A 24843-nucleotide genomic window follows, 5' to 3' on the forward strand; every position below is an offset into this window, starting at 1 on the left:
TCGACACGCGCCATTCAATCTGTGGTAATGCGGATTTGTCACGAGACGCTGCTTGCGCGCAGGTGCTTGACTCCGTCTGTAGGAGGCGAAGTTACCACGAATTCCGTGTGAGCTTGAAGTCATTTAAAACCCTGGGCGTTAATGCGTTGTTTTAGTCAGACGTCGCCCTGGCAATTAAAGAAAGGGTGCCGCACCGCCCACGCTGCGTGCGTTTTCGCACGTTCCGGCAATATACGCTGGACTGGTTTTATGGCAAACGTTTTACATTCGCGCGTTAGTCCAGTTTTGAAAACGGGTTTCCGGATCATGCGGCGGATAAAAGGGGTTGATCAGGGCGTTGATTTACACGCGAAAATAGTGGCCGATGAATGGTTCTAATGAACCGCGGTCAACGGAATTACCCATCATGTATTCTTTTTAAGTGTCCGATGCCCGGATGGATCACTGCGTGCCGCCGCCGTGAATCGCTCGATGAAGGTCCGCATGCGCGTTCGCGACGGGCGGCTCATCGCGTCGACCCGCGCGACTTCAGGGAGGAAACGAGTGTGCAGCCATGATTCAAAACCGGAGTCGTCCAGCAGGACATCGATGATGCATACCCATTCGGATCAACCGCTTCCCGACATTATCGAACCCGGGTTGTCGATACTTTTTTGTGGAATCAATCCAGGGATGTCCGCGGCGGCGACCGGGCATCACTTTGCGGGCAGGGGCAATCGATTCTGGCGAGTCCTTCATCGCGCCGGCTTTACGGACGAGGAGTTGCGCCCCGAGAACGACCGGCAACTGCTGGGCTATGGCTGTGGTTTGACGACCGCCGTCGCGCGTCCGACTACGCGTGCAGACGAGTTGTCGAAGGCGGAGATTCAAGCTGCGGCCGCGCAGTTTGAACAAAAGGTTCGACACTACGCGCCGCGATTCATTGCTTTTCTTGGCAAGATGGCGCTCTCCGGAATGTCCGGTCAGCGCACGGTTCAATGGGGCTTGCAAGATGCCGATTTCGGCGGCGCGCGTACGTGGGTCCTGCCGAATCCGAGCGGCTTGAACCGCGCGTTCAGCCTTGATGCACTCGTTGCTGCGTACCGTGAACTTCGTGTTGCGGCTGAGTCCTCCTGGCAGGACTAGCAAGACGCAACCGTTGCGCGGGCAACGCGGGCTTTCGTGAAAGTGTTTTCTCGCTCCTGCCTCGCTGTCGCGCGGCATGCCGGATCAAGCTGCCGCAACGCGATCCTTGAGGCCCGGCGTCATGAAGTCGAGAAACGCACGCAGCTTCAACGGGAGGGGTGTTTGTCCCGTATGCACGAGACTGACCGGCAACGGCGCCGCCTCGAAGGCTTCGAGCACGACGCGCAATTCGTTCGCGCGTATTGCGTCTGCCACCTGGTAAGACAGCACACGTATCAACCCGGCGTCCAACCTGGCCGCAGCGATTGCGGCATCCGCCGTGTTGACGGCAAGCTGCGAATGAACAGGCACCGACTGCGCCGACCGGCCGGACCCGAAAGCCCAGGCGCGCATGGATTCGAGCGCCTCGAACGTAATGCACTTGTGCCCGGCGAGCTCGCCTGGTTGCTCCGGCGTGCCATACGTTGCCAGATAGCGCGGGCTGGCACAGATGACCCGCCGCACTGTTCCGACGCGCTTCGCGACCAGTGTGCTATCGGGCAATTCGCCAATCCGTATCGCGACATCGGCGTGCTCGTCCATCAGATGAACGACGCGATCCGTGAGGACCAGATTGATGTCGATGTCCGGATAGTGCGCGAGAAAATCCGCAATCACGGGCACGACATGCAGACGGCCAAAAGCAATGGGTGCGGTGACGACGAGTTCGCCCTTGGGCGCCGCGTATTCGCCCGTCGCGGCACGCTCGGCTTCGCCGATCTCTTCAAGAATGCGCCTGCACGCGGCGACGTATGAGCTTCCGGCTTCCGTCAATGAAAGCTTTCGTGTGGTGCGGTGAAGCAGACGCGTTTTCAGATGCGATTCCAGTTCCCCCACCTTGCGGCTGACCGTGGCCAGCGGCATGTTGAGGTTGCGCGCGGCAGCCGAAAGGCTGCCCGAATCGACGACCGCGACGAGGATGGACATGGCTTCGAGGCGATTCATGGAGCCTGCCAGTTAATGGAAGGATGAATTTCGATCCTGCTGGATTCTCTTTGTTAATGCAAGCGTGTAACTTTGGCATCCTGGTCGGCCGCACAATCGCCGGTGCGATTGGCGCGGCCTATGGATGGCGTGCGGTATCCGGCGCCGAAGCGGCGTTCATGGTACCGGTCCGGATGGCTGCCGCACTTCTCTTGCTGAAGGGTGCGCCGTCCACTAATCTTTTCTACGGGCGCCTGCTCGCTTTGCTGTGGCCGCTGGCGCGGGACAACCGCCCGATTCGCGCGTCGATGATTGTCCAGGCACTGCTGTGGGCCTGTTTCAACACCTTCCGGGTCTATCCCGCCGCGCTGCGGGCGGTGTGCGCCGGTTGTCGCCAGCTTCGTGAGGTGCTGCCGGATTCGTGCGTCTTTGAAGGGAGACGGGAAAAATGAAGTTCGCGATGAAAACTGAAATCGGGGCAGACGATCGCGCAACGATCGAGCATGCGATGAAGACTGTCGATGCCGATGCGAAAGTGGATCTCGACATTGCCGCACAGACGGTCAGTGTCGACTCGTGGCTGATGCCAGAGGAGTTTCTCATCGCGTTCTACGAGGAAGACTACGACGTGGCTATTGCCGAGTGGTAAGCCGCAAGAGACTGAAAGCGGTCTTGCGTCGGTTGGAAAAAAGACCGAACCGGCCCCGCTGTTGCAGGCGTCGCCATGCGGCCGCCGTCATGGCGGGAGGCGGCGCGTGCGCGCCTGGCGTTCCCCTACTGGTGACCCACGTGAGACTTGATCGCCCGCCATGTGGCCTGCCAGATGGGCCAGTGGACATGCTCGGAACCCGCCTGGGTGGCGCGCCAGGCGAGAACCGCCGCAGCGGCGATTACCGCAATAAACACTGCGGGCGCGATCAGCGATCGCCATTCGTTTTTCATCGCTGTTTTTGGATCGGTTGCCATCGGGTGCTCTTGTTATACCGCGTCCTGCGGCTTTCTTGTAGCTTGCAAGGGTCTTCTCGTGGCTGCTGGGAGCGGCGTGACATGCGGCGCGCACGCCTGAGACAGACATCCAGTGGATCCTGCAAGCATAAAATTGTGCGGAAGGCATTGTTCCCTGAATTGAATTCGGCAATTTAACTGAAATCAAACTGCCAGCGAAAACAGTCCGTAAGATGTAGGGCGCTCGCGCCGGTGCGGCGGAGCGCCAGATTGCCCGGGGCCGTAAAGAGGGAATCCCGGAGTCTGGGCAGGAGACGCGTAAACTGATGGAAAGGGCGGGCGGCACAGCGAGGTGTCACCCGGCCCCTGACGTTTAAAAATGTGGCAGAAGCCATGGAACGGCAAGGAGTGGAAATGGAATCGCGAATTCAGAATAACTCGTTCATATCGAAGGTGATGCCAGCCAGCGAAGCCGCTGCGCTGATTCAACCGGGCATGACGGTGGGTATGAGCGGGTTTACCGGCGCAGGCTATCCGAAGGCCGTACCGCTCGAACTCGCTCGGGTGATCGAGGAGGCTCACGCGCGGGGAGAGCGCTTTGCAATTCGCGTGCTTACAGGCGCATCGACTGCGCCGGAACTTGATGGGGCGCTCGCCAAAGTCGGCGGAATCGATTTTCGTCTGCCGTATCAGAGCGATCCGGAACTGCGCGCCCGCATCAATCGCGGCGAAATCGAGTACATGGACATCCACCTGGGGCAGGTGGCGCAGTATGCGTGGTTCGGCTTTCTCGGCGAAATCGACATGGCGGTGGTCGAGGTTGCCGGCATCCTGCCCGACGGCCGTCTGATTCCGTCGACCTCGGTGGGCAACAACAAGACGTGGCTCGATCTGGCGAAGAAGGTGATCATCGAGGTGAACTCGAATCAGCCGGCCGGACTCGACGGCATGCACGACATTTATTACGGCACGGCGCTGCCGCCCGACCGCAAGCCGATTCCGCTCGTCGCGCCCGGCGACCGCATCGGCGAGCCGTATCTGCGCGTCGACCCCGCGAAGGTGGTGGCGGTTGTCGAGACTCACGCGCTGGACCGTCTCGGCCGCTTCGCCCCGGCGGACGATACGAGCGCGCGCATTGCCGGACATCTCGTCGAATTCTTCCGGCACGAAATTTCGCGCGGACGACTGCGGCCGGAGTTGCTGCCGCTGCAGTCGGGCGTGGGCAATATCGCCAACGCGGTGCTCACCGGCCTGCGCGACGGCGGCTTCGAAGGCCTCACCGCATTCACCGAAGTGATCCAGGACGGCATGCTGGACCTGATCCGCACGGACACGATGCGCGTCGCTTCGGCCACCGCGCTCTCGCTGAGCCCCGAGGGCGTCGACGAATTCCAGCGCAATATCGACCACTATCGCAGCCGCATCGTCTTGCGTCCGCAGGAAATGTCGAACCATGCCGAACTGGTGCGGCGTCTGGGTTGCATCGCCATCAACGGCATGGTGGAGGCGGATATCTACGGCAACGTCAATTCCACGCACGTCGCGGGCACGGCGATCATCAACGGCATTGGCGGATCGGGCGATTTTGCGCGCAATGGCTTCATGTCGTGCTTCGTGACGCCGAGTACCGCGAAAAACGGCGCGATTTCGTGCATCGTGCCGATGGCAAGCCACGTCGACCACACAGAGCATGACGTGACCGTGATCGTGACCGAGCAGGGCCTCGCGGACCTGCGCGGACTCTCGCCCAAGCAGCGCGCGAAGGCTGTTATTTCCCAATGCGCGCATCCCGACTATCGTCCGCTCCTCGAAGACTACTTCGAGCGCGCCAGCCGCGACAGCGCCGGCAAGCACACGCCGCATCTGCTCGGCGAGGCGCTGTCCTGGCATCAGCACTATATGGCGAACGGCCGCATGCGATAACCGTGTGCGCCCCGATGGGCGCACATGTGCGGCGCTGACCCGACGGCGGGCTCGATGGCTGGAGCCCGCTTTTTCGTCCGCTGCGTCGCTCGATGCATGCGATTGCGACGCTTCTTCCTCGTAGTGACGGAATAGTCGCTTCGGGGGAGAACGCCCAACGGCGGCGTTTAACGCGCGACATCCTGAGAATTAATCAGGATGTCTATTCGTTATGAAAACAATAGCGCCGCCAGAAACTCGACCAACCCGTGGATCAGGCGTTCCTGTCGTCGCTGGAACTCGACAGTGCGTCTGCAAGCACCAGCCTTGATTCCGAATACCGGCGCCGCCTGGCGCGGCCCGCCAGATTTTGCACGAAAAATGCAATGGCTGCGCATTGGAAATGTCAACGTTTTACCTGGTTTGCGGATCATTTCGTGACGTAACGCAAAACGCGCTCTATTTTCTCCTAACATTTCACGCAGAGGCACCGTTAACCGAACAGGTGAAAGGTTTCCCTGTATAACTACGTGCATACGCAACTGCCGTGTGCTTGCATTCATTCGCCGAAGTGACAATTCAGAGGAGAACGACGAAGCGCCATTGACGGGGAAAGTACCACCCCCACGTATCACACCAGGATATCACCCCAGGGTATCGCCCCGGTTTGGCTGGCGGGGCAGGCAAAAATTGGCATGGACAGATATTCAACTGTCATGCGCGCCGGACAGCATCTCGCTGGCGCATCAAAAAAGGGCCGCGCGCGCCCGGACGCTCTGGAGGCGAATGATCATGACCGAAGGACAGGTCAATACAACTTTTGCACGAACAGGCGCACGGTGTGTCCGTGCGTCGATGTCGTTACCGATTCCTCGTGGACACGGGGAAAATGCGTCCGGCAACAGGCAGGGATTTAAGGCGAAATGGAATTGAACTTGCTGGCGTTGCAGGACGTCATGTTGTCCGCCATGACGGGCAATCCGCCTTTGGGCGAAACGATGTACGTGCTGTGCAGCGAAGTTCAGCGTATTGCGCCCGATGTCGTCGTAGCGGCGGTCAGGCTCGATAGCGACCGACGCATGCGCCCGATCCCGTCCCCGAGTCTGCCGTCCAGCTACGACGCGGCGCTTGACGGCAGGCTGGCCGGACCTGCAACCGGAACCTGCGGCCCCGCCATGATGTTGGGCGAGGCGGTGCTCACGCGCGACATTCGCGAGGACCCGAACTGGCGCATGCTCACGCATCTGGTCGAACCATTGGGTCTGCGCGCGTGCTGGTCGCATCCGGTCAAGGATCAAGGCGGTCGGGTATTGGGCAGTCTCGCGTTCTATTTCAGGCAACCAGGCGAGCCGGGCGACGCTCACGTGAAGCTCGCCGAGGCGTGTCTTCGGCTGTGCTCGCTGGCCTTCGAGCTTGAGGACACCCATAGCAGCCTGCAGCGGCTCGCGTATTTCGACGCACTGACCGGATTGCCGAATCGCGGCATGCTCGAACGGGAGGCCGGGCGCATCCTCGCGCAGGCGCGCCGGGCGGGTGCGAGCGTGGGGGTGCTGATGATCGACGTCGATCACTTCAAGCGATACAACGATACCCACGGACATCTGGCCGGCGACAAGGCGCTGCGCCTGATCGCCAACTGCATTGCGGGTGGCGTGCCGCATCCGGGAGATATTGCGGGCCGCTACGGCGGAGAGGAATTTTGCGTGGTGCTTCAGGATGCCGATCCACGCGAATCGATCGCGGTTGCCGAATCGATCCGGCTGACGATCGAGGAGGAACTGCACGCGAAAGCCCCCGGCGTGAAGGCCAGGCTGACCGTCAGCATTGGCGTATCGAACTCAGACGAACATGCCGACGATTCATTCGAAGACCTGATCGAACGGGCGGACCGCTGCCTGTATGAAGCCAAACGTACGGGGCGAAACAGGGTAGTCGGGCCGCGGCTGCGGTCGGAGGACGATCCGCAAGGCCAGTCCGGCGCAACAGGCTTCCACGATAGCCGGGAGATGCCGGGCGCGATCGAACTGGATGAGATTGCGAATCTGTATGGCGAAGATCTGGCGCCAGCGATGACGGCGCTCACGGAGGTGCTGCAACCCGACGCCGAGGTCCTCATCGACGAGTTCTACGAGCAGCTCAGCGACTTGAAGGGCGTCGGCAAGCTGATTCGGAGTCTTGCGCAAACGGAGCTGGTTCATCTGAAACGGCGCCAGACAGGGCACCTGATGCTGTCGGCATCCGCCGGCCTGAGCGCCGGTAAGCATCGCGCCAGCAGCATGCGGGCGGGACGTATCCATACGCTCTTCGGCATGAATGCCCGGGATCTCGCGCACAGCCAGGAACTGCTGCAAGCCGTGGTGAGCCGCCGTGTCGATGCAAACACGCATCACGCCGCGTTGGCCGTGCTGTCCCGGCGGCTGAGCCGCTGTCTGACCTGGCAGATAGAAGCGTCGCGACTGGTGTGGGAAAACTCGCGAGAGGTGTTGCTGCGCACGACCGAACTGGCGTGGAGCGCCACCAGTCACACCGATCTGATCGACAAGGCCGCGACCATCCTCGGTGCGCTCGACGGCATCGTCGGCTGTTCGTTTGGCCGCCCGGGCATCGAGGGTATTTTCCGTTTCGAATCCGTTTCCGGTGACCGGCTGAAGGCGTATTTCGCCGACATCGAGGCCACGGATTCCAGCGTGGTCATGAAAGGAGCGGGGCCGCAGGGGCAGGGGCCGACCGGGCGAGCGTGGCTCGGCGGACAGGTCGAGCGCTGTATCAATTTCGAAACCGATCAGAGGATGGGGCCGTGGCGCGAAATCGCGCGGCGACACGGCATTCGCTCCAGCGTGGCGATTCCGCTGTGCCCGCCCGATCGCACGCCGAGCACGGTGCTGTCGTTGTACAGCGACTTGCCTGGGGGCTATTCGTCGGCTGAGCAGGCCTCGTTTATCCGCCAGGTACAGGCGGTGATGACGTTTGCGATTGCACGCGTCGAGAGCGGCTCGCGAACCTCGCACGCACTGCCGTGGTCCACGCGGCAGCGCTGGGCAGGCCTCATCGGGACGTCTGCGCTCGAAATGCACTATCAACCGATCCGGGATCTGCGTTCGGGGCGTGTGGATCGTGCCGAAGCGCTGGTCCGCCTGCGCGACGGCGACGATACGCTGTCGCCCGGCAAGTTCTTTCCGTGCCTGTCGCGTGAAGACTTCGTCGTGGTCTATACGCAGGGGCTGCATCAGGTATTGAGTCAGCAGAATCGCTGGCTGCGCGAAGGGCTCGACATACTGGTTTCGGCCAACCTGCCGGCCGAGGCGCTGTTCGATCCGCGCTATTACGACATTACCCGTGAGGCATTGCGCCGATACGGCAGCCGCCCGCAACGGCTGATGCTCGAAGTGCTGGAAACGTCGGGCACGGGCGCGACCGATTGCGAACGCTACGGTCTGGAAAAATTCAGATCGCTCGGCATCAAGCTGGCCGAGGACGACCTGGGCGCCGGGCACAGCAGCCTGGATCGTCTGCGCGCATTGCCATTCGATGTGATCAAACTCGATCGCAGTCTGATTCAGGGTGTCGAATGCACCCCCATCGACGTGCTCAGTTCGATCTACCAGCTAACCAATCTGTGTCATGCGCTCGGCAAGTCCGTCGTAGTGGAAGGTGTCGAGAGCGTTGATCTGATCGATGCGGTCGCGTTGCTCGGCGCCGATGCGGTTCAGGGTTACGCCGTTGCGCGGCCGATGCCGGCTGCCCGTTTTACCGACTGGATACGGCTGCATGGCGCGGCTTACCAGATACCCGACCGGATGTATCCCAGGGGGTACCTCGCGAAGCTTGCGAAGCTGCTGATCTGGGAGTCTCACGTGCAGTTGCTGTTTGGATCGGCTCAGTCCCGTGTACTCGAATTTGCCGATGGGCACACACCGGTCTTGCCGTTCAGAATGGTTGATCCTGAATTGCAGACCTCGCTTCTGGGGGCTGCGATGAATCACGGTATTGCGGGCGCGGAATATCACGCCGCTCGCGAGAAACTGATCGCGGTGTTGAGCAGATGAACATGAACAACCTGCCGCGCATGTGACATGTAACGTGTGACATGTGAAATTCTGGAACAGTGTTCCGGGCAGTGTGTGTCGAATCAGAGCAGTCGCCGTTTGTCTCCAGCGTGTTGTCGCTCTGCGGAGCAGGTGTGTCACGTATTGGTACGGTTCGTGCAGTAGTACGTTGCGGGTGCAACGATAACCCGTAAACCACTGGAGCCTTTATGAGTTACCTTAGCATTGCTGATCGTACCGATAGCTTCTTCATTCCCTGTGTAACACTCATTGGTCCGGGTTGCGCGCGAGAGACCGGCACGCGTGCGAAGTCGTTAGGCGCCAAAAAGGCACTCATCGTGACTGACGCGGGCCTGCACAAGATGGGCCTGTCCGAGCTTATCGCGGGCTACATTCGCGAGGCCGGCCTTCAGGCTGTGATCTTCGCGGGTGCGGAACCCAACCCGACCGATGTCAATGTTCACGATGGTGTGAAGCGCTTTCAGGACGAAGGTTGCGACTTCATCGTTTCGCTAGGCGGCGGATCGTCGCACGACTGCGCCAAGGGCATCGGGCTTGTCACCGCAGGCGGCGGCCATATCCGCGACTATGAGGGCATCGACAAATCCACGGTGCCGATGACGCCGCTGATTTCGATCAACACGACAGCGGGCACGGCGGCGGAGATGACGCGCTTTTGCATCATCACCAACTCCAGCAATCACGTGAAGATGGCCATCGTCGACTGGCGCTGCACGCCGCTGATCGCGATCGACGACCCGCGCCTGATGGTGGCCATGCCGGCGCCACTGACTGCCGCAACGGGCATGGATGCATTGACGCACGCCGTGGAAGCCTATGTCTCCACCGCGGCAACGCCGATTACCGATGCATGCGCCGAGAAGGCAATCGCCCTGATCGGCGAGTGGCTGCCGAAGGCGGTGGCGAACGGCGAATCCATGGAAGCCCGCGCGGCGATGTGCTACGCGCAATACCTTGCGGGCATGGCGTTCAATAACGCGTCGCTTGGTTACGTGCATGCGATGGCGCACCAGCTCGGCGGTTTCTACAACCTGCCGCATGGCGTGTGTAACGCGATTCTTCTGCCGCACGTGTCGGCGTTCAATCTCATTGCCGCGCCCGAGCGGTTCGCGCGTATTGCCGCGTTGCTCGGCGCGAATACGGCGGGGCTGTCCACCGCGGACGCGGCTGCCGCCGCCGTCACGGCGATCCGCAACCTTTCGGCGTCCGTCAACATCCCGTCGGGTCTGGCGGGCCTCGGCGTGAAGGCAGAGGATCACGAAGTAATGGCGCACAACGCGCAGAAAGACGCGTGCATGCTGACCAATCCGCGCAAGGCAACGCTTGCGCAGGTCATCGCCATTTTCGAAGCGGCGATGTAAGCCGTTTCTTCCTCTTGCCCGGCTACATTAAAAAAGCCGCATGCGCCTGGCGCGCATGCGGCTTGATTCCGCGGCCTGATCCAGCCGCGTGAAACGAGGTCCGATTTACATCGAAACCTTGTTGATGAACTGGCGCTTGCCGTCCTTATAGCCGTAGATCGAGATGATGCCCTTCTTCAGGTCGCCCTTGGCATCGAACGTCGTTTCGCCGATCACACCCTTGTAGTCGGTCGTCGGCATCGCAGCGAGAATCTTCGCCGGTTCAACCGAGTTCGCGCGCTTCATTGCGTCGGCGATGATATAGACAGCATCGTACGTGTACGGCGAATACAGCACGACGTCCTGGCCATAGCGCTGCTTGTACTTCGACGCGAACGTTGCGCCGCCAGCCATCTGGTCGAGGCCGATGCCGGCAACCGAGCAGATGATGTTGTCGGCGGCCGGGCCGGCCAGATCGACGATGTTTGCCGTGCAAACGCCGTCGCCCGAGAGAATCTTCGCGCGCAGGCCGAGCTGCTTCGCCTGCTTGGCGAACGGGCCGCCCGTGGCGTCCATCGAGCCGATCATGATCGCGTCGGGGTTTTCGCCCTTGATCTTCGTCAGAATGGCGCGGAAATCGACGGCCTTGTCGTTCGTCGCGTCGTGCGACAGGACGGTCAGACCCGCGGCTTTCGCAGCCGCTTCGAACTGCTGCGCGAGGCCTTGACCATAGGCGGTCGAATCGTCGACGATCGCGACCTTCTTCACGCCCATTGCCTTCGCGGCGTAATTCGCCAGCGCCGGACCTTGCTGCGCGTCGGTCGCGACGACGCGGTACGTCGTCTTGAAGCCTTGTTGCGTGTACTTCGGATTCGTCGCCGACGGCGAGATCTGGACGATACCGGCATCGCTGTAGATCTGCGAAGCGGGAATCGACGTGCCCGACGTTTCGTGACCTACGACGGCAACGACCTTGTCGTCCACCAGCTTCTGCGCAACCTGCGTCGCCTGACGCGGATCGCCTGCGTCGTCTTGCGGGTCGAGCTGGAGCGTGACCTTCTGGCCGCCGATCACGAGGCCCTTCTTGTTGATCTCCTCGATTGCGAGGCGAGCCCCGTTTTCGTTGTCCTTGCCTTGGTGGGCCGAGCCGCCCGTGAGCGGTGCGACGTGACCGATCTTGACGATCGTGTCGGCCGATGCGGAATTGCACAGTGCGAAAGAAAGCGCGGCGGCGGCGGCCAGGCTGGTAAGAGGCAACTTGTACACTTCGTGAGTCCCTTATATTGGTTTAGGTGCGCAATGATACTACCGATACTGCCTGGGGCCGTGACGGCTGAATGACGGCGCCAGTACGCGAAGGACGACCGTTGCTTGCCCGGATGCGCGATCCAGACCGCTGGATCGTCGAGCATCCGCTTCGCGTCGTCCGACATCATGACCACGCCGGCGTTCGTCGCATAGGTGCGCTTGGCCGCATGCCGCACGACGCGGGTTCAGCCTGTGGGGACAAACCTTTTCGTACGCGCATGCGCGCAGTATCGGGACAGCGCCGGAAGTATGGGGGTAAACCGGGCGGAAATAATTTCTATTATTTCGGTTGCACGAGGAGAAACTTGGAATAAATATCCTCGTTAAAGAACATATAATTTTGCGTTCAGGAAACAGAAGCAGCAGAAGCACGACTATGGACGCACAAGTACTGATTCAGTGGTTAAGAAAAGAGGTGTCGCCGGCGCTCGGATGCACGGAGCCGGTCGCGATTGCATTTGCAGCAGCGGTCGCCGCGCAGCACCTGGGTGAACCTGTCATCGGGATTACGGGCACGGTGTCCGAGAATCTGTACAAGAACGCGATGGGGGTCACGATCCCGGGCACGGGTTCGAGCGGTGTGGCACTGGCGGCAGCCATCGGCTCGATCGGAGGCGATCCGGACGCGGGGCTGGAAGTTTTTCGCAAGGTCACGCTTGAGCATGTCGCTCAGGCCAATCTGATGGTGAGTGACGGCCGGATCACCATCGAACAGAAAGCAACCCACGAATTTCTCCACGTCGATCTCACGCTGAAAGGCGAGAACAATCAGTGCAGGGTGATTGTGAATGGCGGGCACACCAACGTCACGTACCTGGCGGTCGATCATCATGTCAGGATCGATCGTCCCGCCCGCTCCACGGGACGCGCCGACGATGCCCTTCCGGCGTTCACCCTTCGCGATGCTTTTGATTTCGTCAATTCGGTCGACTTCGACGACATCGCTTTCATTCTTGAGGCGGCGAAAATGAACAGTGCACTCTCTGCCGAAGGGCGGCGGGCGCGCTATGGCCTCAATGTAGGCGGAACACTGCGGGATGCCATCTCGCAGGGGCTCATGCAGGACGATCTGCTCAACAGGATCGTGATCAATGCGACCAGTGCGTCGGATGCACGGATGGGCGGCGCCACTTTACCTGCGATGACGAATTTTGGCTCCGGCAATCAGGGCATTGCCGCCACGATGCCTGTCGTCACCGTTGCGGAGCATCTGCAAGCCGGCGACGAAGCGTTGGCGCGCGCCCTTGCGCTCTCGCATCTGGTTGCGATCTCCATTCATGCCCGCTATACGCGCCTTTCGGCACTGTGCGCCGTGACGACTGCGGCCATGGGCGCAGCAGCGGGAATGAGCTGGCTGTTCTCAAAGGATTTCGGCGTGCTGGAATGCGCGGTGTCCAATATGGTTGGCGACATCAGCGGGATCATTTGCGATGGTGCGTCCAATACCTGCGCGATGAAGGTTTCGACGTCCGTCAACAGCGCCTTCCGTTCCGTCTTGCTGGCCGGGCAGAATATTCGCGCGAGTTCGGCGGACGGGATTGTCTGCGAGAACGTTGAGGACACAATCGATAACCTGTGCAGACTGGTGACGCAGCCGATGAAGCATACCGATCAGGCCATCATCCGGATCATGTCCGATAAGTCGTTGCGCGTGGCCTGAACCGGATTCATGGATGCCATTTCGCACGCGCGGATTACGCGTGCGAAATGGAAGGGCGCGTAATGAACGTGCCACCGCGTTGCGGCTGCGAATTCAGATACCCATTGAGCGTGGCGGCACACCGTGCCGCCGCCATGCTCACAGGGGATTGAATCCTTGCTTGCCTGCGAACATCACTGAACTGGCGAGGTCCTTTTGGGCCTGCAGTTCGGCGAGGCTGCGCGCATAGCTCGCTTCCAGCAACGCGTAGGCGTCTGCGCCGAGAACGGTACGCAACGGCGGCTCCTGCATTTGACTGACCGTATAAATAACGCCGGCCATTTTCACCGGATCGCCCGAAGCATATTCATCGCCGACTTCCTTGATCTGCTGGCGCAGTTTGCCGACGACGCCGTCTTTATAGGCGTCGATTTCCTGGGCCCAGCGAATATTGGCCACGAAGTCCGTTTTGATGGAACCCGGCTCGATGATGACGGTTTTGATGCCGAATTCGGCGATTTCCTGGCTTACCGCTTCGGCAAAACCTTCGAGACCGAACTTTGCGGCGTGGTACATCGAGCCGCTCGGAAAACCAGCGCGTCCGCCGACGCTGGTCACATGAATGAACGTGCCTTGTTTTCTCGCGCGCATTGCGCCGAGGAAAGCGCGCGTGACATGGATGGGTCCCAACAGATTCAGCGCGATCTGGTGCTGGATGTCCGCTTCGCTCAATTCCTCCATCGCGCCGATGACGGCGCCGCCCGCGTTGTTGACGACCACATCGACATCGGAATGGCGCGCCGCGACGGCCTGCACCTGCTCGGTACGGGTCACGTCCAGCGACTCCACTTCGAGCCGATCCGGCCAGGCTTGCTTGAGCGACTGCAACGCTTCGACGCGGCGCACGGCTGCGACCACATGATGCCCTTCGGCCAGCACTTTCTCGGTAAGCGCGAGCCCGAGACCGCCGGATGCGCCGGTAATAAACCATTTCTGGGTGGACATAATGACTTCTCCTTCAAGGTGAGCGCGTACGCACTCAATTAACAGACAAAATTTTATGGCGTGATTGCCCGCCATGCAGCGTGAAATCCCAACTGTCGGTAACGTTCGGCATCGGCGGGTTGCCTGTCGACGTATTCGATCGTGCTATCGGCAATGCGCTCGATAATCGAATAAAGAAACGCGATCGGTGCGTTCACCAGGACGCCGCTTTGCACGGCATCCTCGATCATCCCCGACACGGCCTGGAACGGCTCCATGCCTTGTGCCCGGGTTCCATCCAGCAACTGCGCCGAAGCCGAGAGTCTCGCGACGGCGAGTCGCGCGGCCGAATTGCTCAGACCCCAGCTCACATAACGCTGGAAGACATGCTCCAACCGATGCCGGTAGTTCGCCTGATGAGGATAGTCGGGCATGACGGCGTCGGCCAGTTCGTGCTTGAGGTGCAGATACAGTTCCTGGAACAGCAGCTCTTTGTTCTCGAAGTAGGTGAACAGCGTTCCTTCGGCGACGCCCGCGCGCCGGGCAATGCTTGCCGTGGTGGCCAGTACGCCCTGTTCGGCGACAGCATGCGTCGCGGCGAGCAATAAGGCATTGCGCTTTTCCGGGCTGAGGGGGCGGGCCATCGCGTCCTGAATCGATATAGAGTGAGTAAGCGCTCAATTATAGGCGCCAACCGGGTGATGTCAACCATCCGGCCTTTCACGGGGGCTGCGATATTTCTCCGTGAACCGGAGGGAAGTTACAGGTGGCGCAGCCCGGGCTGCGGGCTGCGCTGTGCGGCTGCGGTGTTCAGTAACCGCCGCTGGAGGAACTGCCTGACGTGCTTGACGCGCTGTCGCTGCCGCTTTTCATATCGCTGCTCGCGGCCGATGCGGAGCCGGTTACCGCGGCGATGGCCAGACAGACGAGACATGCAAGAACAACCCGAAACGGCTTCATGGTGATCTCCTGTTGGGGAAACTCGCCGGCAGTCCCGGGAATGAATGCCTGGCGAGATTGACCGCACAACCACCGACGATGCCGAACCGCCGGCGCATTGCGGACGCATCGCGCGCCACATCGCGAACGCAGGCGTCGACATAGTCCTAAACGCCGCGCACCGATGACTTATTCCTCGTGCGCAACGACCGTGCCGGTTTTGCTGAAAGTAAAGATAGCGCTGGAAATGCCGATATGCAGTGGAAAAACTCGCGTCAGGAGCACGGCGAATGGATCGGATCATCCAGATCACGCCAGATGTTGTTTTTGCGGCCGATGTGCTGAGGCCGGAATGGGCTGGAGAATTTCAATCGGGGCGCGCCGTGGCACAAACCGGGCATCGCGTCCCGGAGGCAGCGCACGAGGTGACAGTCGCGGGCTTTGACAGCGATAACGAGGTGCGTATAACGGATTCCGGCCAGATGACTTTATTGTAGAAACAAGGAAAACAGGCGCTGGATCGTTAGTTATCCAAGCGGATAACCGTGAATGGATTCGCAGGCCGATTCGATGCGGTCGACTGGCGCGACGCGCTCGACAGTCGATGATTCCGTCAAACGATATCCGGACGTCGACACAAAAATCCGACAGGCATATTGGCCTCAATCCCTGCCCGAATCTCCGCCTGAATCGCACGTTAAAAGAGTCGCCTATACGCTCATGGGAGCGTGTGGTACGCTTCGCGACTATTGCGCGCGGTCGACCAGCCGGGATGGACCGGACACCCGCCCGCCGCGATGCCTCAATTGGCAAAATAATCGTGCCGCCAACGGCGGCAACGATGAGCATGTTCCGGTGATTTATCCACGTGACTGCAAATACGTAGTCGTCAACACCAAGAAATAATGCGCTATTCCCAACCCGCGCTTCGGCGCCTTTTTAAGTCGCTCATATTCTCAGGTGTACTGACAGTCTGTACGGCAAACGCACAGGTCAATCTCAATTTCGCAAACGCGGATATCGATCTGGTCGCCAAGGCAATCGGCGCGGCAACGGGCAATACGATCCTGGTCGACCCGCGTGTGAAAGGGCAGATCAACCTGACGTCCGAAAACTCCGTGCCGATCGACCAGGCGCTCAAGACGCTGCAAGCGGCGCTGCGCATGCAAGGCTTCGCGCTGGTTCAAGACCACGGCGTATTGAAGGTCGTTCCGGAGGCGGATGCCAAGTTGCAGGGCGTGCCAACCTACGTCGGCGATACACCGACTGCGAAGGGTGATCAGGTCATCACGCAGGTATTCACGCTACGCAACGAATCGGCCAACGGCCTCTTGCCGGTCCTTCGCCCGCTGATCTCCCCGAACAACACCATCACGGCCTACCCGGCCAACAACACGCTCGTTGTCACGGACTATGCCGACAACGTGCGGCGCATCGCGTCGATCATCGCGGGCGTGGACACGGCCGCCGGGCAGCAACTGGAGATCGTGCCGTTGCACAACGCCAACGCACTGGACATCGCTGCGCAGCTTTCGAAGATGCTCGACCCGGGCGCGATCGGCGGCTCGGATCCGACGCTGAAAGTGTCGCTCAGCGCCGACGCGCGCACCAATTCGCTGATCTTGCGCGCCTCGACCCCGCAACGGCTTGCGACGGCGAGAAAACTGGCGAAACAGCTCGATGCGCCGACGGCTCAGCCGGGCAACATGCACGTCGTGCGGCTGCACAATGCCGACGCCGTGAAGCTCGCCAAAACCCTTCGCGGCATGTTGGGCAAGGGCGGCGGAGATTCGGGTTCGTCGGGCGGCTCTGCAAATTTCTTCAATGAGAACGCGGGCAACGATTCGTCGACCGGCACGTCCGGCCTGCCGCCGTTGCCCGGTTCCTTTGGCGGCGGCAACGGGAAGTCGAGCAATCCGATGTCGGGCGGCGGCTCGTCAGGCGGCGGCGCCGCTTCGTTTTCCGGAGGCAGCGAGGACAACGGCGGTGGCATGATCCAGGCCGACTCGGCGACCAACTCGCTCATCGTCACCGCACCGGAACCCGTCTATCGCAACCTGCGAAGCGTCATCGACCAGCTCGACGTGCGCCGTCCGCAGGTCTACATCGAGGCGCTGGTCGTCGAGCTATCCGCGAACTCGGGCGCCAACCTCGGCATCCAGTGGCAGGGCGCGCTGATGGGGGACAACGGGAATAACGGCGTCTACGGCGGCTCGAATTTCGGCTCGGGCAGTTCGAGCATTGTCGACCTGACCGCGCGCGGCGCGCTCATTGCCGCCAACCCGGAGGCGGCCCTCGCTGCAGGCGGGCAGGGTCTGTTGCCAAATGGATTGAACATCGGCCTGCTGCACCGCTTCGGCAATGTGTTCGGCCTTGGCGGCCTGCTTCAGGCGCTCTCGACGTCGTCCGACGCGAACGTGCTTTCCACGCCTAACCTCATTACGCTCGACAACCAGGAAGCGAAGATCGTGGTGGGCCAGAATGTGCCGGTCGTGACGGGCTCGTATGCAACGCCGACGGCCAACACGGCAACCTCGGTAACGGCGTTCAACACGTTCGAGCGCATCGACGTGGGCGTGACGCTGCACGTGCGGCCGCAAATCACCGAAGACGGAATCCTGAAGCTGCAGATCTACCAGGAAGCCTCGACCGTCGACAAAACGACCGTCAACCATCCCGGCGGCGTGACGATCAACAAGCGCTCGATCCAGTCGACGGTGCTCGCCGACGACGGCGAGATCATCGTGCTCGGCGGGCTGATGCAGGACCAGTATGCGGGCGGCACCAGCAAGGTGCCGTTGCTTGGCGACATTCCGTTGCTCGGTCAGTTGTTCCGGACGGAGAACAAGACGCGTTCGAAGAGCAATCTGATGGTGTTCCTGCGGCCTGTGATCGTGCGCGACGAGGCGACGAGCCGGGCGCTTTCGATGGGCCGCTACGACTACATGCGCGGACTGCAGAACGGTTATCAGACCGACAACCGTCTCATCCGGGACAAAGACGTGCCGATTTTGCCGCCGGCGCCGCCGGGTCCGAGCCTGGGCGCTGAGCCCGCGCAGAATCTCTTTGACCTGAGCCAGACGACGCGCCAGCCCGGCGAGCCCGATGACGGCCAGGGAGCGCAGCAGTGAACGCCCCTCAAGCGGCGGAATCGACCACGCACACGCGCGAGGCGCCGTCGCCGCTCGCCGCGCGCCTCGTGCCCTACGGCTTCGCGAAGAGCGGGCAGATCCTCATCGCCCAGCAACACGCGGACGGCCTCGAAGTGTGGATCGGCGAGCGCACGGCCAGTGCCGCAATCGCCGAGGTCGCGCGCAATTTCGGCGCGCTTCGCTTCGTGCGTCTGCCCGCCGACGACCTCACTCATGCGATCAATCAGGCCTACGCGCGCCAGGACGGCAGCGCGGCGCAGGTGGTCGGCGAGGTGGAAGGCGAAGTCGATCTGTCGCGTCTGATGCAGGACATTCCCGAGGTGGAGGATCTGCTGGAGTCGGAAGACGATGCGCCGATCATCCGCATGATCAACGCGCTGCTCACGCAGGCCGCGCGCGAGCAGGCGTCCGATATCCACATCGAACCATTCGAGCATGCGTGTGTGGTGCGCTTTCGCGTCGACGGCACGCTGCGCGACGTCGTACGCCCGAAGAAGGCACTGCATGGCGCGCTGATCTCGCGCATCAAGATCATGGCGCAACTCGATATTGCGGAAAAACGTCTGCCGCAGGACGGCCGCATTACGCTGCGTGTGGGCGGTCGGCCCGTGGACGTGCGTGTCTCGACGCTGCCAACCGGTCACGGCGAGCGTGCCGTGTTGCGTCTGCTCGAAAAAGACGCGCAACGGCTGAATCTCGAAACGCTCGGCATGGCAGGGGACACACTGAAGCAGTTCGACGAATTGATCGCGAAGCCGCACGGCATCGTGCTCGTTACGGGGCCGACCGGCTCGGGCAAAACGACCACGCTTTATGCGTCGATGTCGCGGCTCGAGACGGCGACCACGAACATCATGACCGTCGAGGATCCGATCGAGTACGACCTCGCGGGCATCGGCCAGACCCAGGTGAACGAGCGCATCGGCATGACGTTCGCGCGCGCGCTGCGCTCGATCCTCCGCCAGGATCCGGACATCATCATGATCGGCGAAATACGCGATCTGGAAACCGCGCAGATCGCCGTGCAGGCGTCGTTGACCGGCCACCTCGTGCTCGCGACGCTGCACACGAACGACGCCGCTTCCGCCGTTACGCGTCTCACCGACATGGGGGTCGAGCCGTATCTGCTCGCTTCGTCGCTGCTCGGCGTGCTGGCGCAGCGGCTCGTGCGGCAGCTCTGCCCCGCGTGCCGGCAAATGCGCGCCGAAGCGGATGATGGCGAGCGCTGGCATCCGGTGGGGTGCGAGCGTTGTCGTCAGTCGGGCTACGCGGGGCGGCGCGGCGTGTACGAACTGCTGCCCATCGATGAGCCGATCCGCGCGCTCATCCATCGCCAGGCCGCCGACTCGGAGATTCTCACAGCCGCTCGCGCACAAGGCATGCGCACGTTGCGCGAGGACGCTGGGCGCTTTCTCGACGCGGGCACGACTTCGCTCGAAGAAGTGCTGCGCGTCACGGGCGGTGCGTAGCCAAGGGCGCCAACCACGATGCCAGCATTCCGTTTTGAAGCAATCGACGCGGCGGGCAAGCCGCAAAAGGGCGTTCTCGAAGCCGACAGCGCACGCGGCGCACGCAGCCAATTGCGCGGCCAGGGTCTCACGCCGCTCGTCGTCGAACCGGCCGCAAGCCGCACGCGCGGCGCGCGTGAGGCGCGGCTCGCGCTCGGGCGGCGTCTGTCCCAGCGGGAACAGGCGATCCTCACGCGCCAGCTTGCGAGCCTGCTCGTTGCGGGTTTGCCGCTGGGCGAGGCGCTCGCGGTGCTGACCGAACAGGCGGAGCGCGACTACATTCGCGAGCTGATGGCGGCGATCCGCGCCGAGGTGCTCGGCGGTCATTCGTTTGCGAACGCGCTCGCGCAACATCCGCGCGATTTTCCGGACATCTATCGCGCGCTCGTCGCCGCAGGCGAGCACACCGGCAAGCTCGGCATCGTGCTCTCGCGACTTGCCGACTACATCGAGCAGCGCAACGCGCTCAAGCAGAAGATCGTGCTGGCGTTCACGTACCCGGCGATTGTCACGATCATCGCGTTCGCCATCGTCACATTCCTGCTGAGCTACGTGGTGCCGCAGGTCGTCAACGTGTTCGCGAGCACGAAGCAGGCGTTGCCGCTGCTCACCGTCGCGATGATGGCGCTCTCGGGGTTCGTGCGGCACTGGTGGTGGGTCGTGCTCATCGCTGTGGCGCTTGCCGCGTGGATCGTACAGGCGATCCTGCGGCAGCCGGCCGCGCGCCTCGCGTTCGACGGCTGGCTCCTTGGCGCGCCGCTCGCGGGCAAGCTCGTGCGTGGCTACAACACGGTGCGCTTCGCGAGCACGCTCGGCATTCTGAGCGCGGCGGGCGTGCCGATCCTGCGTGCATTGCAGGCGGCGGGGGAGACGCTGTCGAACAAGGCGATGCGCGCCAACGTCGACGAGGCGATCATGCGCGTGCGCGAAGGCACGTCGCTCTCGCGCGCATTGGGTAATACGAAGACGTTTCCGCCGGTGCTCGTCCACCTGATCCGTTCGGGCGAGGCAACCGGCGACGTGACGACGATGCTGGACCGCGCGGCCGAAGGCGAAGCGCGGGAGCTCGAGCGCCGCACGATGTTTCTCACGAGCCTGCTTGAACCCCTGTTGATTCTGGCGATGGGCGGCGTGGTGCTCGTGATCGTGCTGGCTGTGATGCTGCCGATCATCGAGTTGAACAACCTCGTGCGGTAGTGGTTGCGTTATCGGTAGCGGCGCGCGAGGAGTTAGCGCACGTAGATGGTGGGGCCAGCGCTGTTGGCGGGCAGAAAAATTTCGGAGTTCGTGCCGTCGCGGTCGATGACGATCGAGCGCGGGCGCACTTCGGCGAGCGTGGCGTCTTGACCGAGCGCGCCGCCCAGTGAGACGGCTTTCGCCGGTTCGCCGTCGGTGCTGACGATGGCGGCGGCGCCTTGCTCAAGTGCGAGGATGCCGAAGAGGTGGATGTTCTGCGCGACGCGCTTCTGTGGCGTGCCGCCGAACAGCCTGGCGGCTTCGTTGAGCGAAACCGGGGTCTCGGCGGCGGCAGCTTCGACCGGTCGGGCACGCGTGGTGGCGAGTGTGATGGCCCAGTGAGTCGAGGTGGCGCACAGGGCAGCGAAGGCGGCGAGTGTGAGCAGGTGGCGTGATGTCGGGGCCATAGGTCGATCGATAGTTAGCATGACCTGGAGTATAGCGCCGTAAATTGAGTCGCAATAACCGCAATGAAACAGTAAACATCAGTAGCTTTAGGAGTCCGATTCGATGAACGTTTTACATTCTGCACGTTTGCGTACAGCATCGCCGCGAGGTCGCAAGCGCCGCAGTCGAGGATTCACGCTGATCGAAATCATGGTCGTGATTACGATCCTGGGCATTCTTGCTGCGCTGATCGTGCCCAGGATCATGAGCCGGCCCGACGACGCGCGACGCGTCGCCGCGCGCCAGGACATCGGCACGATCATGCAGGCGCTCAAGCTCTACCGGCTCGACAACGGCCGCTATCCAACCGGGGAGCAGGGCCTTCAGGCGCTCGTGAAGAAGCCGTCCACCGACCCGGTGCCCAGCAACTGGAAAGACGGCGGTTATGTCGAACGCCTGCCGAACGATCCGTGGGGCAACGCGTACGCGTACCTCAATCCAGGCCTGCACAGCGAGGTTGACGTCTTCAGCTATGGCGCCGACGGCAAGCCCGGAGGCGAAGGCAACAACGCCGACGTCGGGTCCTGGCAATAAGGGCGATCCATGCGCACGCGTTCGACACGGCTCAGGCGCCCGGCGGGTTTTACGCTGCTCGAGATGCTGGTGGTGCTGTTCATTGCGGGTTTGCTGATATCGGTCGCGTCGCTGACGGTCTCGCGCAATCCGCGCAGCGAACTGCGTGAGGAGGCCGAACGCGTTGCGCTGCTGTTCGAATCGGCGGGCGACGAGGCCCAGGTGCGCGCAAGACCCATCGCGTGGCAGCCCGTTACGGGCGGATTTCGTTTCGACGTGCGCACGGAGGATGGCTGGCGTGCGCTGCGCGACGATCTTCTCGGCCCGCGTCAATGGGAAGGCGGCGTGAAGGGGGCTGCAATTGCGTATTCCGGCAGCGGTGACGCTACGCACGCGAGTCGCCTTGTATTCGGTACCGAAGCCGTGGATGCGCCTGTCGAAGTGACGCTCTTTTCCGCCGCCGGGCGCGTGACGATCGTCGGCACGGGCAGTGGCCGCTTCGAGGTGCGCTGAACATGTCGACCTCCCAACGTTCCTTCCGCGCAGCGCGCATTCAAAGCCACATTCAAGGCCACATGCAGGGCTTCACGTTGATCGAAATGCTCGTCGCGCTGTCGATCATCGCGATCGCGCTGGTCGCGTCGCTGCGCGCCGTGGGCAGTCTTGCCGCGAGCGAGGCGGATCTGCACGAGCGCCTGCTCGCGGGCTGGAGCGCCGACAACGCACTTGCCCAGTTGCGTCTCGATCACGCGTGGCCCGCGCTCGGCGAGCGGAGCTTCGACTGCTCCCAGGCCGCGCTGCCGCTCATTTGCACGCAAACGGTGAGCGAATCGCCCAATCCGGTATTTCGTCGCGTGGAGGTGTCGGTCACGACGCCCGGCCGAACAGGAAATCTTGCGCAACTCGTTACGGTGCTCGGCAATGAGACGAACCGTTCCCTGTAAGCGCGCACGCGTCGCACGCGTCACGCCTGGTAAGCGGGTGTGCGGCTTCACGCTCATCGAGCTGCTCGTTGCAATCGCCATTCTCGCCGTGGTGGCGATCCTCTCGTGGCGCGGGCTCGACCAGATCATCCGGGGGCGCGAGACGATCACGCGTTCGATGGCCGACGAACGCGTGTTCGCGCAGATGTTCGACCAGATGCAGATCGATTGCCGTCGCGCTGCCGACGACGATCAAGCGGGCGTGAGCGCGATCTCGCTCAACGAGGGTGCGTTGCAGATCGTGCGCACGTTTGCCGTGCCGCCCGGTGCGGCCCCGCGGCTCCAGGTGGTGCGTTATCGCCTGAACGAAGGGCGTGTGGTGCGCTATGCGTCGCCGCCGCTTGCGAATCGCGGAGAACTGGGGCGCGCGCTTCGCGGCGGCGAGAGCGACGCGTGGAGCGCGTTGCCCATGATGGGCGGCGTCGACTCGATTAACGCGCGGTTCTACGTGCCGAAGGTCGGCTGGATCTCGGACATGCAGGACGTGGGCGCGCAACTCGCCGCCAATATCGGCAATCTCAAGGTGCCGTCGCCAGCCCATGCGCCCCTGCCGCGCGCCGTGACGGGGCTGGAGGTGCGCGTGAGCGCCCAGTCGCTTCAGTGGCCCGTTACGCGTGTGTTTCTGGTGGGAGGATGACGATGCGTGCGCCGAATCTTCACGTCACGTGTCCCCCGCGGCGTCCCCTGCGGCGGCCCCGCCGTGCCTCGCAGCGCGGCGCCGGGATCATCACGGCCATGCTGGTCGTCTCCCTTTCGGCCATCCTCGTTGCGGGCCTGCTGTGGCGCCAGCAAGTGCAACTGCGCCGCATCGAGAATCAGCGGCTCATCGCACAGGCCCAGTGGATCTCGCGCGGCGCGCTCGATTGGACGCGGCTCGTGCTGCGCTCGCAAGCCGACACGGCGGCGGGCATCACCTGGCTAGGCGGCGCGTGGGCCGTGCCGGTCGCGAGAACGCGCTTGTCCGATCTGCTTGGCCAGATCGGCGACGTGCGTGCACAGCAAGGCGCTGCCACGTATCTCGCCGGTTCGGTTGAGGATGCCCAGGCGCGCCTGAACTTGCGCAACCTCGTGTCGAGTCCCGCGCCCGGTCTGCTCCAGCTCAATCTCACACAGATCGAGGCGTTCGCGCGCTTGCTGCAACTGCTCGGCATCAACGGGCAACTGGCGAAGAACACGGCCGTGCATGTGCGCTCGGGGCTCATGCATTCGGCGACACGCTTTCAGACGGACGTGACCTCCACCGCGCAGCCGCTTCAAGGCGGCGCGGGTGGTGCCGGTGGTGCCGGTGGTGCGGCGGGCGCCTCGACGTTTACCCGCAACCCGGGCCTCGACGATGCCGACAGCAACAGCGCGGTCGCGCCGCTCATGATGACGAGCGTCGATGCATTGCTCGACGTGCCGGGCTTCACGCCGGACGCCGTCGCGAAACTGCGTCCGTTCGTGACGATCCTGCCGTCCACAACGGCAGTGAACATGAACACGGCGAGCGCGGAAGTGATCGCGGCGACTGTGCCCGGCATGAACCTGTCGAGCGCGCAGGCGTTTGTCGCGCGACGCCAGCACGTGTTTTTCCGCAACGTGGCCGACGTGCAACTGGCGCTACAGGGCGCGGGCATACCGCAAACGTCGATTGACACGAAACAGTGGGACGTCAACACGAGCTATTTTCTCGTTCACTCGCGCGTGGACCACGAGCGCGCCGAGGTGGTCCGCACGACGCTCGTCTGGCGCGACCCGCTAACCCATATGACGCGCATCGTGCGCGTGGGCGACGAACCATGAATCCGACGCA

Annotated in this window: 24 protein-coding genes; 18 read left to right on the forward strand and 6 right to left on the reverse strand. The window is 62.4% G+C overall.

Going from position 1 to position 24843, the window contains the following annotated elements; translation table 11 throughout:
- The first annotated feature begins 588 nt into the window (after nucleotides 1–588).
- On the forward strand, nucleotides 589–1125 hold the full coding sequence (gene mug / locus Q0L30_RS03280; protein WP_296651097.1) for a G/U mismatch-specific DNA glycosylase: 537 nt from the start codon (nucleotides 589–591) through the stop codon (nucleotides 1123–1125).
- 84 nt (nucleotides 1126–1209) lie between these two features.
- On the opposite strand, the gene Q0L30_RS03285 is transcribed toward mug, so the two are convergent.
- On the reverse strand, nucleotides 1210–2109 hold the full coding sequence (locus Q0L30_RS03285; RefSeq protein ID WP_296651100.1) for a LysR family transcriptional regulator: 900 nt from the start codon (nucleotides 2107–2109) through the stop codon (nucleotides 1210–1212).
- 23 nt (nucleotides 2110–2132) lie between these two features.
- Between Q0L30_RS03285 and Q0L30_RS03290 the strand changes: the two genes are divergently transcribed.
- Nucleotides 2133–2540 carry a hypothetical protein gene (locus tag Q0L30_RS03290; protein WP_296651102.1) on the forward strand — a complete coding sequence of 136 codons (408 nt, stop codon included), beginning with the start codon at nucleotides 2133–2135 and terminating at the stop codon, nucleotides 2538–2540.
- A complete protein-coding gene (locus Q0L30_RS03295) occupies nucleotides 2537–2737 on the forward strand; it encodes a copper chaperone (RefSeq protein WP_293039003.1) in 201 nt (66 codons plus the stop codon). The genes Q0L30_RS03290 and Q0L30_RS03295 overlap by 4 nt, the downstream gene beginning before the upstream one ends.
- Before the next feature lie 125 nt (nucleotides 2738–2862).
- On the opposite strand, the gene Q0L30_RS03300 is transcribed toward Q0L30_RS03295, so the two are convergent.
- Nucleotides 2863–3054 carry a hypothetical protein gene (locus tag Q0L30_RS03300; protein ID WP_296651108.1) on the reverse strand — a complete coding sequence of 64 codons (192 nt, stop codon included), beginning with the start codon at nucleotides 3052–3054 and terminating at the stop codon, nucleotides 2863–2865.
- A 393-nt stretch (nucleotides 3055–3447) separates the two neighbouring features.
- Here Q0L30_RS03300 and Q0L30_RS03305 point away from each other — a divergent pair, with 393 nt between their 5' ends.
- The 4 genes from Q0L30_RS03305 (at nucleotide 3448) to Q0L30_RS03320 (ending at nucleotide 10363) form a co-directional block, all read left to right on the forward strand.
- On the forward strand, nucleotides 3448–4956 hold the full coding sequence (locus tag Q0L30_RS03305; protein WP_296651111.1) for an acetyl-CoA hydrolase/transferase family protein: 1509 nt from the start codon (nucleotides 3448–3450) through the stop codon (nucleotides 4954–4956).
- A 198-nt stretch (nucleotides 4957–5154) separates the two neighbouring features.
- The gene (locus Q0L30_RS03310) at nucleotides 5155–5376 is read left to right on the forward strand and encodes a hypothetical protein (RefSeq protein ID WP_296651117.1); all 222 of its coding nucleotides are present in this window, start codon (nucleotides 5155–5157) and stop codon (nucleotides 5374–5376) included.
- 482 nt (nucleotides 5377–5858) lie between these two features.
- Entirely contained in the window at nucleotides 5859–8981 is a 3123-nt protein-coding gene (locus Q0L30_RS03315; protein ID WP_296651120.1) for a diguanylate cyclase, read from the forward strand.
- Between the two features lie 209 nt (nucleotides 8982–9190).
- Complete coding sequence (locus Q0L30_RS03320) at nucleotides 9191–10363, forward strand: iron-containing alcohol dehydrogenase (RefSeq protein WP_296651122.1); 1173 nt, start codon at nucleotides 9191–9193, stop codon at nucleotides 10361–10363.
- A gap of 105 nt (nucleotides 10364–10468) precedes the next feature.
- Here Q0L30_RS03320 and Q0L30_RS03325 read toward each other — a convergent pair whose 3' ends face one another.
- Nucleotides 10469–11599 (reverse strand): branched-chain amino acid ABC transporter substrate-binding protein, encoded by a 1131-nt coding sequence (locus Q0L30_RS03325; RefSeq protein WP_296651124.1) that lies wholly within the window; start codon nucleotides 11597–11599, stop codon nucleotides 10469–10471.
- 427 nt (nucleotides 11600–12026) lie between these two features.
- On the opposite strand from Q0L30_RS03325, the gene Q0L30_RS03330 reads away from it, so the two are divergent.
- Nucleotides 12027–13310 carry a serine dehydratase subunit alpha family protein gene (locus Q0L30_RS03330; protein WP_296651127.1) on the forward strand — a complete coding sequence of 428 codons (1284 nt, stop codon included), beginning with the start codon at nucleotides 12027–12029 and terminating at the stop codon, nucleotides 13308–13310.
- A gap of 138 nt (nucleotides 13311–13448) precedes the next feature.
- Here the strand turns inward: Q0L30_RS03330 and Q0L30_RS03335 are convergent, their stop codons facing one another.
- Together Q0L30_RS03335 and Q0L30_RS03340 are read right to left on the reverse strand one after the other, a co-directional pair.
- Nucleotides 13449–14369 (reverse strand): SDR family NAD(P)-dependent oxidoreductase, encoded by a 921-nt coding sequence (locus tag Q0L30_RS03335; RefSeq protein WP_296651129.1) that lies wholly within the window; start codon nucleotides 14367–14369, stop codon nucleotides 13449–13451.
- Nucleotides 14348–14878 carry a TetR/AcrR family transcriptional regulator gene (locus Q0L30_RS03340; protein WP_296651132.1) on the reverse strand — a complete coding sequence of 177 codons (531 nt, stop codon included), beginning with the start codon at nucleotides 14876–14878 and terminating at the stop codon, nucleotides 14348–14350. The genes Q0L30_RS03335 and Q0L30_RS03340 overlap by 22 nt, the downstream gene beginning before the upstream one ends.
- A gap of 624 nt (nucleotides 14879–15502) precedes the next feature.
- Here Q0L30_RS03340 and Q0L30_RS03345 point away from each other — a divergent pair.
- From Q0L30_RS03345 to gspF, 5 genes are read left to right on the forward strand one after another with little or no spacing between them, the layout of a single operon-like run.
- Nucleotides 15503–15709 carry a hypothetical protein gene (locus Q0L30_RS03345; RefSeq protein WP_296651135.1) on the forward strand — a complete coding sequence of 69 codons (207 nt, stop codon included), beginning with the start codon at nucleotides 15503–15505 and terminating at the stop codon, nucleotides 15707–15709.
- A 52-nt stretch (nucleotides 15710–15761) separates the two neighbouring features.
- On the forward strand, nucleotides 15762–16118 hold the full coding sequence (locus tag Q0L30_RS03350) for a hypothetical protein (protein ID WP_296651138.1): 357 nt from the start codon (nucleotides 15762–15764) through the stop codon (nucleotides 16116–16118).
- The gene (gspD, locus tag Q0L30_RS03355; protein ID WP_296651140.1) at nucleotides 16118–18343 is read left to right on the forward strand and encodes a type II secretion system secretin GspD; all 2226 of its coding nucleotides are present in this window, start codon (nucleotides 16118–16120) and stop codon (nucleotides 18341–18343) included. Before Q0L30_RS03350 ends, gspD begins: the two co-directional genes overlap by 1 nt.
- A complete protein-coding gene (gene gspE / locus Q0L30_RS03360) occupies nucleotides 18340–19833 on the forward strand; it encodes a type II secretion system ATPase GspE (RefSeq protein ID WP_296651143.1) in 1494 nt (497 codons plus the stop codon). Before gspD ends, gspE begins: the two co-directional genes overlap by 4 nt.
- A gap of 18 nt (nucleotides 19834–19851) precedes the next feature.
- A complete protein-coding gene (gene gspF, locus Q0L30_RS03365) occupies nucleotides 19852–21069 on the forward strand; it encodes a type II secretion system inner membrane protein GspF (protein WP_296651146.1) in 1218 nt (405 codons plus the stop codon).
- Nucleotides 21070–21101: 32 nt separating this feature from the next.
- On the opposite strand, the gene Q0L30_RS03370 is transcribed toward gspF, so the two are convergent.
- Nucleotides 21102–21515, reverse strand: coding sequence for a type II secretion system protein N (locus tag Q0L30_RS03370; protein ID WP_296651148.1), 414 nt, complete (start codon nucleotides 21513–21515; stop codon nucleotides 21102–21104).
- Between the two features lie 103 nt (nucleotides 21516–21618).
- Here Q0L30_RS03370 and gspG point away from each other — a divergent pair, with 103 nt between their 5' ends.
- The 5 genes from gspG to gspK all read left to right on the forward strand — a co-directional run bounded on the left by gspG (nucleotide 21619) and on the right by gspK (nucleotide 24833).
- Entirely contained in the window at nucleotides 21619–22089 is a 471-nt protein-coding gene (gene gspG, locus Q0L30_RS03375; RefSeq protein WP_296651151.1) for a type II secretion system major pseudopilin GspG, read from the forward strand.
- 9 nt (nucleotides 22090–22098) lie between these two features.
- Nucleotides 22099–22581, forward strand: a complete 483-nt coding sequence (locus Q0L30_RS03380) for a GspH/FimT family pseudopilin (protein ID WP_296651153.1) — start codon at nucleotides 22099–22101, stop codon at nucleotides 22579–22581.
- Between the two features lie 62 nt (nucleotides 22582–22643).
- Nucleotides 22644–23012 carry a type II secretion system minor pseudopilin GspI gene (gene gspI, locus Q0L30_RS03385; RefSeq protein WP_293039016.1) on the forward strand — a complete coding sequence of 123 codons (369 nt, stop codon included), beginning with the start codon at nucleotides 22644–22646 and terminating at the stop codon, nucleotides 23010–23012.
- Entirely contained in the window at nucleotides 22990–23688 is a 699-nt protein-coding gene (locus Q0L30_RS03390) for a prepilin-type N-terminal cleavage/methylation domain-containing protein (protein WP_296651156.1), read from the forward strand. Before gspI ends, Q0L30_RS03390 begins: the two co-directional genes overlap by 23 nt.
- Complete coding sequence (gspK, locus tag Q0L30_RS03395) at nucleotides 23685–24833, forward strand: type II secretion system minor pseudopilin GspK (protein WP_296651159.1); 1149 nt, start codon at nucleotides 23685–23687, stop codon at nucleotides 24831–24833. Before Q0L30_RS03390 ends, gspK begins: the two co-directional genes overlap by 4 nt.
- Nucleotides 24834–24843 lie beyond the last annotated feature (10 nt).

The sequence above is a fragment of the Paraburkholderia sp. genome (assembly GCF_024281035.1).
Classification (GTDB): domain Bacteria; phylum Pseudomonadota; class Gammaproteobacteria; order Burkholderiales; family Burkholderiaceae; genus Paraburkholderia.